Source organism: Bradyrhizobium sp., from assembly GCF_049581145.1.
Lineage (GTDB): Bacteria > Pseudomonadota > Alphaproteobacteria > Rhizobiales > Xanthobacteraceae > Bradyrhizobium.
This window is the reverse complement of sequence record NZ_JBAURI010000771.1, coordinates 1-8,914: the sequence shown is the minus strand read 5'-3', so window position 1 is coordinate 8,914 and position 8,914 is coordinate 1. Positions and strand designations below refer to the sequence as shown.

The following is an 8,914-nucleotide window of genomic DNA, read 5'->3' as shown; positions in this document are numbered from 1 at the left end:
GATCGGGGCCGTCCGTTTAGGTGCGCTGCAGCGATCAGCGGGTGGGCGCTGGCGCGGCGTTGGGGTCGGGGAACGTTCCATCCGCGGGTGCCGCGGCCGCCGCCGGCGGTTTCGGCTTCCTCGGCCGCGCCCGGTGGACCGCTTTCGGCGGCGGCGTCATCGGCTGAAGTTCCGCGAACACCGGATTGGGATCGGTGGTCGTGGTGGCCGGATTGGTCAAGTCGCCTGGATTCTTGATCACCTGCACCTGCACGGTCGCCGGCTGGTATTTATTCAGGGTGTAACTGACCGAGAAGCTGGGATCGGGAGCCTGTACCGAGACGGAGCAGGGCGTCTTGCAGCCGGGTCCCTGCGAGGTTTTGGCGTCGGCGCCGGGGGGGTTCGATTCGAGCTGGACCTGAATCGTCGGCGGCGTGGGCTTGAAATAGTCCAAAGAAGGCAGCGAGGAACAGCCCGCAAGGCTCGTTCCAGCTACGGCAACCGCGATGACACGACGCATTTTTTTCGATCCGCCACATTCCTGCGGCCAACGGCCGCAATCCCCATTTTTGACCATAAGAGTGTCCGATCGGCCACGCAACCGGGTCGGTCCGCATCGTTAATTGATGGTTAACGCGAATGCACGGGAAAATATAATCCGAAGCCAGATCAATCCCTTATGGCGTTATTTTGGCTTGCGATAAGACCCTCCACCGCATCCGGCAGGTCCCTCATGTGATGGATCAAGCGGTCGGGCTTCAGCTCGGCGATCGGTATTTCGGTATACCCGAAGCCTACAGCGATCACCGGTACCCCGGCACGGCGGGCGACCCCGATATCGGGACCGGCGTCGCCGACCATGATCGCGGACGCGACTTCGCCGCCGGCCCGGGCGATGGTCTGCCGCAGGATCTGAGGGTCGGGCTTGGAGACGCCGAAGGTGTCGGCGCCGCAGATCGCGGCAAACCGCGCGCTCAATCCGAGCTGGTCGAGCAGCCGCCTGGACAGCCATTCCAGCTTGTTGGTGCAGACCGCGAAGCGATAGCCCTGTGACGCGAGCTCGTCGAGGGCGCCCTCCAATCCCTCGAACGGGCGCGAAAGGTCGGCGATATGGGCGGCATAATGGTCGATGAAATCGGCGGTGAGGCGGGTGATATCCGCAGGACCGGCAAGGCGGCCCTCCAATTCCAGGCCGCGCTCGATCAGCTTGCGCGCGCCCGCGCCGATCATGGTGCGGGCGGATTGCAACGGAACCGGTGGCAACCCCTCCCGGTCGAGCACGAAATTGAGCGCATTGATCAAGTCGGGCGCGGTATCGACCAGCGTGCCGTCAAGATCGAAGACGATGGTCGCGGCTGAGGCTGGAACTTGGGTTGGAGCTTGGGTCATCGCCGATGCGCTATCGGTCTCTGCGGCGAGATGCAAGACGGGCATGCTAGAGTGTGCTGAAAACCGGGGACATCGGGGGGCAAGGCATGCGGCAATTCTCCGGCAAAACGGCGTTCGTGACAGGCGGAGCATCGGGGATCGGGCTGGCGCTCGGGCGCGCCTTGGCGAATTTGGGCATGAATGTGATGCTCGCCGATGTCGAGACGGAGGCACTGGATAAAGCGGTCGTGGACTTGCGGCATTCCGGCTGCAAGGTGGCCGGCATCGGCTGCGATGTCGCTGATCCCGACAGTGTCGAGGCCGCGGCAAAGGCGACCTTCGCCGCGTTCGGCCATGTCCATGTGGTCTGCAACAATGCCGGGGTGGCTGCCGGCGGCGGCATCGACGACATCTCGCTCGACAATTGGCGCTGGGTGATCGATGTCAACCTGATGGGGGTGGTGCACGGCATCAGGAGCTTCCTGCCGCATATCCGCGCCCATGGCGAGGGCGGCCACATCGTCAATACCGCCTCGATGGCCGGCCTGACCGCCGGTTACGGCTTCAGCCCCTACGCGGCGAGCAAGTTCGCGGTGGTCGCGATGTCGGAGGGGCTTGCCCTGCAACTCAAGCCGCACGGCATCGGGGTCAGCGTGCTCTGCCCGAGCTATGTGCGCACCCGCATCGGCGAAAGCGGACGCAACCGTCTCCCCCGCTACGGCGAGGCGCCGCGGCTCGATCCGGCAAGTCCGGCCGGCCTGATGCTCGCCGAGATCGACAGGCGCCTGGCGGGTGGGCTCGAGCCCTCGGACGTCGCCGCGCGCGTCATTGCCGCGATCCGCCAGGACGAGCTCTACGTGTTCACCCATCCGAATATGCGTGAGGAGGTCGACCAGCGGTTCGCCGCGATCCAGGCAGCGATGGACCGGGTCGTGGGCTAGCCGAAAGTCAGGCCGAGTGACCTATTGGCGGCTATGCCTCGCCGCGAAACGACGCTATATGGCCGCGGGGATCGGGGTATCGCCGCTCGCTGGCGGCTCACGGCCTGCTGGGGTTTCCGTGTGACGATGGACGAATTGAAACGGCAAGCGGCGGCGCGCGCGCTCGAACAGGTGCGTGACGGCATGACGGTCGGGCTCGGCACCGGGTCGACCGCGAAACATTTCGTCGAATTGCTGGGCGAACGGGTGAAAGCGGGATTGCAGGTCACGGGCGTGCCGACTTCGGAGGTGACGCGCGCCGACGCGCTGCGCTGTGGCATCGCGCTGACCACGCTCGACGAGGTCGACCGGTTGGATCTGACGGTTGACGGCGCCGATGAAATCGATCATGCGCTCAATCTGATCAAGGGCGGCGGCGGAGCGCTGTTGCGCGAGAAGATCGTGGCCGCGGCGTCGGATCGCATGATTGTGATCGCCGACGAATCCAAATGGGTCGACGCGCTCGGCCGTTTTCCACTTCCGGTAGAGGTCATGCCGTTCGGACTCGCCGCGACGCGGCGCGCAATGGCCACAGCGTTCGCGGAAAGCGGCGTTTCCGGCCAAATGGTGCTCCGCAAGGACAGCGGCGGCCACGTTTTTGTCACCGATGGTGGCCACTGGATTGTCGATGCCCATCTCGGACGAATAGAGGATGTCCCGCATCTGGCGGCTCTGTTGAGCGCGGTACCGGGCGTTGTCGAGCACGGGTTGTTCGTCGGGCTGGCGAGCGCGGCCGTGCTGGCTGGCGCGCAGGGAATTCGCATTGTTGAACGGCACTAGAGCGTGATCCGGAAAAGTGGGAACCGGTTTTCCGAAAAGATCATGCTCAAACAAAGAGATGAGATCATGATCTGATCGGATCATGATCTCATGGTAAATCCCAAGGAGAAGCGGAATGAAGAGCGTTTTCAGGATTTTGCCTGCGGCAGGCCTCGCGCTGGGACTGGGTCTGGCGCTGGCCGGCTTACCCGCCGGGGCGCAACAGGCGGCTCCGGGGCAGCCAACGATCCCGGGCCTCAAGCCGGCGTCGCCGGCCGCGCTCGCGGCGGCGAGGGAGATCCTGGCGATGAAGAATGCTGCCGCGATGTATCAGGCGGCCGTTCCGAACATCGTGCAGCAGACCAAGGACACGCTGCTGCAGACCAACCTCAACTACCAGAAGGATCTCAACGAGGTCGCGGTGATCGTTGCTCAGAATCTGGCCGGCCGCGAGAAGGAGATCGGCGAGGGCATGGCGCTGGTCTACGCCAACGAGTTCACCGAACAGGAATTGACTGCCCTGGTCGCCTTCTACAAGTCCCCGCTCGGCCAGAAGCTGCTGATGAACGAGCCGCGGGCAATCCAGATGAGCATGTCCTATATGAACCAGTGGGCGCAGCAGTTCGCGAGCATCGTCAACGGCGAGTTCCGCTCCGAGATGCGCAAGCGCGGCAAGCAGATCTGATGCAAGGCTGACAGGCAGGTCGAGGTGCAGATGGCTGAATTCGACGTCGACCTGTTTGTCATCGGAGGAGGTTCGGGCGGGGTTCGCGCCGCCCGGATTGCGGCGGGTCACGGCGCACGGGTCATGGTCGCCGAGGAATACCGCATGGGCGGCACCTGCGTCATCCGCGGCTGCGTGCCGAAGAAGCTGTTCGTGATCGGCTCGCATGTCCGTCAAGAACTCACCGACGCCGCCGGCTTCGGCTGGAGCATTCCGTCCGCGACGTTCGACTGGCCGACCTTGATCGCCAACAAGGACAAGGAGATCGCGCGGCTGGAGGCGGCCTACACGGCCAATGTCGAGAAATCCGGCGCGCGGATCGCCAAGGCGCGCGCGGTGTTCGAGGATGCGCACACGTTGCGTCTGTCGACCGGCGAGAAGATCAGCGCCAATGTCGTGCTGATCGCGACCGGGGGCGCGCCCAACCATGGCGCCGCGATCCCGGGGCTCGAGCACGTCATCTCCTCGAACGAGGCGTTTCATCTCGAGCAATTGCCCCGGCGCATCCTGATCCAGGGCGGCGGCTATATCGCGTTGGAATTCGCCTGCATCTTCGCCGGCTTCGGCTCCGACGTGACGGTGGTCTATCGCGGCGACAACATCCTGCGCGGCTTCGACGAGGATGTCCGCAGCCACGTGCGCAGCGAAATGGAGAAGGAAGGCATCACGATCCTGACCGGCTGCACCGTGACCGGGGTCGACAAGCACGGCAAGGAATATACCTCTCATCTGTCGAATGGATCGAGCATCGCCTCCGACCAGGTGATGTTCGCGATCGGCCGGCATCCCAACGTCGCCAATCTCGGATTGGAGAAAGCTGGCGTCGCCATCAATCCAAGCAATGGCGGTATCGCGGTCGATCATTTCTCGAAAACCTCAGCGCCGAACATTTACGCGATCGGCGACGTCACCCATCGCTTCAATCTGACGCCGGTCGCGATCCGCGAGGGCCATGCCTTCGCCGACACCGTGTTCGGCAAGCGCCCGGTCCAGGTCGATCACGCCGACATTCCGACCGCGGTGTTCTCGCAGCCGGAAGTCGGCACGGTCGGGCTGACCGAGACCCAGGCGCGCGCCCAGTTCAGCCATGTCGACGTCTACAAGACCAGTTTCCGGCCGATCAAGTCGACGATGTCAGGCCGCGACACCCGCGTGCTCATGAAGCTCGTGGTCGATGGCACGACCGACCGCGTGGTCGGCTGTCACATCGTCGGCGACACCGCCGCCGAAATCGTCCAGGCGGTCGCGATTGCCGTGAAGATGAAGGCCACCAAGGCCGATTTCGATGCCACGCTGGCGCTGCATCCGACCGCGGCGGAGGAGCTCGTGACCATGCGGACGCCGACCGCGCGCTACGTGCGCGATGAGGCGGCGGAGTAGGGGATCCGGCGCGGAGGAGATCGGCCGAGTTCTCGCCTGACCCGTCCGCTTGGTCCCGGTCGGTCGCATTTGATGGCGATCGAAAGCTGCCGCGAGCGCGTCGTATCATCGACGGCATGCTCGACAGCAAGGCTCTGCCCGGCGCCTGCCGATCTCGGACCGATGTCTCATCGCGCCCGTGAGGGGCCTTGAGTTTGTGCTCGGCTTGAAGGATCCGTCCGGTACGCTCCCCGATCCGGCGGTCAAGAGACAGCGCGAACGATTGCCGTGGCCTGCCGCGTCTCATTCCAGTTTTGCCTGCTTGTCGCGCGGGGCTCCATCGTTTCGCATGACGAGGAAGATTGGTGGATGTTCCGCCGGATCGAGCGTCGCGGCCGGGAACTGCTGCCCGATTTGCAAGCTCCGGCGTGGCGCTCTTCCATTATTTCATCCGTGTCTGCGAAGGAAGGTCGGCTAAACACCTTGCAGGGTAGACCAGCTCGCAACAACAGAAACAAATCACCGATATGCCGCGATTCGGATTGATCGGGCCCTCATTGCCTGCTTCGTGTCGGGTATATCCTCCCGAACTACCCGGCGGCCCACGAGCCGCCGGGTTTTTTCGGCCTTCGCAAGCACGATGATACTGACCGGTCCTACATCCAACTGGGCGGCTTCTCTCTCGTTTTGTCGGGCGTAGCTGGGACTTCGGACGTTACGGCCGCCGCTCGAAATCGCTCAGTCCTGAAAATTCCCGAGTACCGGCGAGAGGCTGCCTGCCGGCGATCAGCGCAACTAATTCGGTTCGCACCCGATCGAGCACGATGCCATAGTCGTGGGTCTCGGTTTGTCTGAACAGCCGGACCGTCGGGTACCAGGGGCTGTCGCAGCGATCGAGCAGCCAGCGCCAATCGGGAGTGTAGGGCAGCAATATCCAGGTCGGGCAGCCGAGGGCGCCAGCCAGATGAGCCATGCTGGTGTCCACCGTGATCACCAGATCAAGACAGCTGATCAGCGCCGCGGTCTCGCTGAAATCGGTAAAATGTTCGGTCAGGTCGACGATGCCGGTCCGTTCGCGGAGCACCGTCCGGTCCTCCGGCCTTGGGTCCTTTTGCAGGCTCACGAAGCTCGCGTTGGCGTCGAACAGCCGTGAAAACATCCGCAGCGGGATGGATCGATTGTGATCGTTGTTGTGTTGCGGATTGCCGGACCAGACCAGGCCGACCCGGAGCCTGTTGCGGGCGCCGAGGCGGGCTTCCCAGAGCTGCACGCGGGTCTCCACTGGAGGCGGCAGATACGGTATTTCGGCCGGAATCGAGTCGAGCTGCGTCCTGAACGCAAATGGCAGGCTGCAGACCGGACAATGGACGTCGAACGCTGTCGACGTTCCCTCCAGTTTCGCCAGGCACTGCGAGACGCCTGGCATCCCTGACAGCAGTGGGACCAACGGCTCCTGCGGCAGAAGAATGACGCGCGCGCCCAGGGCCGCCAGCATGGGCACATAGCGTACGAACTGGATGGTGTCTCCCAGACCTTCATCCGCACAGACAACGATTGTCTTGCCTGCGATATTCTCCTCTCCGAGCCACATCGGCTGAGGAAATTTGGGATAGTTGGCGGTACCTGGAAGAGACGGCACCTTCCACCGTGCCTCGCGCGCCGGCCAGCCGGCCTCGAAATCACCGCACAGCAGGTAGATGAGAGACAAGTTCCAGTCTGCGCCGGCGTTATCCGGATCGATTGCCTTCACATTGCGATAGAGCGTGACGGCTTCGGCGAATCTGTGCGTTTCACCGAGCGCGGCCGCCCTGTTGTCGAACGCGCGCGCGAACTGAGGTCGCAGCACGATGGCGCGTTCGAACCATTCCAGCGCCTCATCGTAGCGACCGAGCGCCCGCAGAGCGACCCCGATCTCGTTGCAGATGTCGGCATTGCCAAGGTCCAGAGCGTGCGCCCGTCTGCCGTCGGACAGGGCGTCTTCAAATCGACCGAGGCCGCATAACGTCTCGGCCCGCTTTTGCAGGGTCGCTGCGTGATTGGGCTGCAGGCCGTCACACAGATTGAAGTTGCCAAGAGCATCCGCCAAGCGCCCGGACTGGAGCAGAACAAGCGCGTAATTGTACGCGGCGTGCCAGTAGCGCGGATTCAGCGTGAGCGCACGTTGGTAGCTCAGCATCGCTGGCGCCGCGCGCTGCAACAGAACGAGAACATTGCCCAGTTGCGTCCACAACTCGGCATCATCAGGCCTGATCTGCACCGCTTGGTCGAAGGCTTTCAGGGCCTCTTCGTGAAGTCCCTGCGCTTCCAGCGCGGTGCCGAGACTCGCGAGATAATCCGTCCTGGGATCTGCCCGGTTGGCGCGACCGACCCATTCGACCGCGGCATCATATTGTTTGGCGTGGAGGGACAGGAGGCCCATGAGCTGCAGCGTACCCGCATGTCCGGCATCCAGCGCAAGCGCGCGCTGGCAGGAGACTTGCGCATCCAGATGTCTTCCATTGCGCATGTGGCGGAGAGCGGCCTCCTGCAGCGCCGCGGGACTGTCCGCGCCGGTGCCGTTCGAAGCTGTCTGGGATTTACGCGCGGCAACCCGGCGTTCGCGACGGTTCATCAGCGCATTCCAAGTGACCCGACACGACCGTTAGATGATTCTTAGCCGTCAAAGAAGTCCGGCGGACCGTGCTGCAGCCGTGGGACGAGCTCGCTTCCGGCCAGTTGGCGGTGCGCGGCGTTCGCAGTTCAGCGTTGCTTGAGCGGCGCATGCTCACGCGGCGTGGGAACCGCAATAGACCAATCCATGCTCAGTACGTCGAATGAGAGCGATGCCGGTGTGATGACCGGGGCGCGCCCGATCCAAACCTGCCGGGAGGCGCATTGCGATCGTCACGGGCGTCGGCGCCGGTGGACGCGGCCGCGCCGGTGTGGACTTGCTCGCACGGCGGCGTTCGGATCGGCGAGGGCGCCGTGAGCGATCGCATCCGGGCCGGCGTCGGATGAGCCGTCATCTCCTCTCAGAAGATGCGCAAGCTCGTTGCAATAGAGTCTGTTCCAGCGTGTCGTCAAGCTGACCAGAAATTCGAGCTCGCGGCCTGTCGGAATCGACATCAGAGCGCCGGTCTGGATCGCTTGAGGACTCGCATTGGCTCAATCCCGGAAAATCATGTCAGCCGACAAGACCGGCGGTCGGCGCGACGTCGCCACTATCCGGAAACACGGTGCTTGCGAGCACGGTCTCGTCAACGCGCAAGTGATCCCTGAGCAGACCCTTGAGCACGGCGCGCAGATCGGTGGTCGGCTTCAGGTCGCGTCCCTCGTAGAGCTGGGCGGCTTTGAGCCCCGGCCAGTCGGCGATCATGCGTCCGCCCCGCAAGGCGCCTCCGGTGAGGAAGGCAACGGTCCCGGTGCCGTGGTCGGTACCCTCGGTGCCGTTGATGCGTGCGGTGCGGCCGAATTCTGTGATGACGGCGACCACGGTCTCGCGCCAGGACTCGCCCATGCTGGTCTCGATGGCCGCCAGCGCGCCGTCGAGCGCTCCCAAGAGATTGGCGAGCTGGCCCGCGGCCGCGCCCTCATTGACGTGGGTATCCCATCCGACGAACCCGAGCGCGCCGACGCGTGGGCCGTCGGCCTTGGCGAGAAAGCGGCCCGCGGTGCCGGCGGCCTCGGCGAAATAAGCGCGCACGCGCGCGATGCCGGGCGCTGCCTGCGACGGGTCGTCCGCCGTCGGATCGTCGGTCCCTTGTGC

General features: G+C 64.2%; 8 protein-coding genes. 4 read left to right on the top strand and 4 right to left on the bottom strand.

Annotation, left to right across the window (positions count from 1 at the left end; genetic code table 11):
- Window positions 1–34 precede the first annotated feature (34 nt).
- Together WCB02_RS25460 and WCB02_RS25455 are read right to left on the bottom strand one after the other, a co-directional pair.
- Window positions 35–499 carry a hypothetical protein gene (locus WCB02_RS25460; RefSeq protein ID WP_423962526.1) on the bottom strand — a complete coding sequence of 155 codons (465 nt, stop codon included), beginning with the start codon at window positions 497–499 and terminating at the stop codon, window positions 35–37.
- Between the two features lie 149 nt (window positions 500–648).
- A complete protein-coding gene (locus tag WCB02_RS25455; protein ID WP_423962525.1) occupies window positions 649–1,368 on the bottom strand; it encodes an HAD family hydrolase in 720 nt (239 codons plus the stop codon).
- An 86-nt stretch (window positions 1,369–1,454) separates the two neighbouring features.
- Here WCB02_RS25455 and WCB02_RS25450 point away from each other — a divergent pair, with 86 nt between their 5' ends.
- From WCB02_RS25450 to gor, 4 genes are all read left to right on the top strand, one after another.
- Window positions 1,455–2,288, top strand: coding sequence for an SDR family NAD(P)-dependent oxidoreductase (locus WCB02_RS25450; protein WP_423962524.1), 834 nt, complete (start codon window positions 1,455–1,457; stop codon window positions 2,286–2,288).
- Between the two features lie 120 nt (window positions 2,289–2,408).
- Window positions 2,409–3,107, top strand: a complete 699-nt coding sequence (rpiA, locus tag WCB02_RS25445; RefSeq protein WP_423962523.1) for a ribose-5-phosphate isomerase RpiA — start codon at window positions 2,409–2,411, stop codon at window positions 3,105–3,107.
- Window positions 3,108–3,222: 115 nt separating this feature from the next.
- On the top strand, window positions 3,223–3,771 hold the full coding sequence (locus tag WCB02_RS25440) for a DUF2059 domain-containing protein (RefSeq protein ID WP_423962522.1): 549 nt from the start codon (window positions 3,223–3,225) through the stop codon (window positions 3,769–3,771).
- A gap of 30 nt (window positions 3,772–3,801) precedes the next feature.
- Window positions 3,802–5,190: a glutathione-disulfide reductase gene (gene gor, locus WCB02_RS25435; protein ID WP_423962521.1), complete on the top strand. Its 1,389-nt coding sequence runs from the start codon at window positions 3,802–3,804 to the stop codon at window positions 5,188–5,190.
- Between the two features lie 694 nt (window positions 5,191–5,884).
- Here gor and WCB02_RS25430 read toward each other — a convergent pair.
- The gene (locus tag WCB02_RS25430; RefSeq protein ID WP_423962520.1) at window positions 5,885–7,780 is read right to left on the bottom strand and encodes a tetratricopeptide repeat protein; all 1,896 of its coding nucleotides are present in this window, start codon (window positions 7,778–7,780) and stop codon (window positions 5,885–5,887) included.
- 552 nt (window positions 7,781–8,332) lie between these two features.
- Window positions 8,333–8,914: DUF1501 domain-containing protein (locus WCB02_RS25425; protein WP_423962519.1), on the bottom strand; the 582-nt coding region annotated here is incomplete at its 5' end.

Bases quoted from the DNA above. Each gene is read 5' to 3' on its own strand.
- WCB02_RS25440 (WP_423962522.1), top strand. From the start codon at position 3,223: ATGAAGAGCGTTTTCAGGATTTTGCCTGCGGCAGGCCTCGCGCTGGGA.
- WCB02_RS25430 (WP_423962520.1), bottom strand. From the start codon at position 7,780: ATGAACCGTCGCGAACGCCGGGTTGCCGCGCGTAAATCCCAGACAGCT.
- gor (WP_423962521.1), top strand. From the start codon at position 3,802: ATGGCTGAATTCGACGTCGACCTGTTTGTCATCGGAGGAGGTTCGGGC.
- WCB02_RS25460 (WP_423962526.1), bottom strand. From the start codon at position 499: ATGCGTCGTGTCATCGCGGTTGCCGTAGCTGGAACGAGCCTTGCGGGC.
- WCB02_RS25450 (WP_423962524.1), top strand. From the start codon at position 1,455: ATGCGGCAATTCTCCGGCAAAACGGCGTTCGTGACAGGCGGAGCATCG.
- WCB02_RS25455 (WP_423962525.1), bottom strand. From the start codon at position 1,368: ATGACCCAAGCTCCAACCCAAGTTCCAGCCTCAGCCGCGACCATCGTC.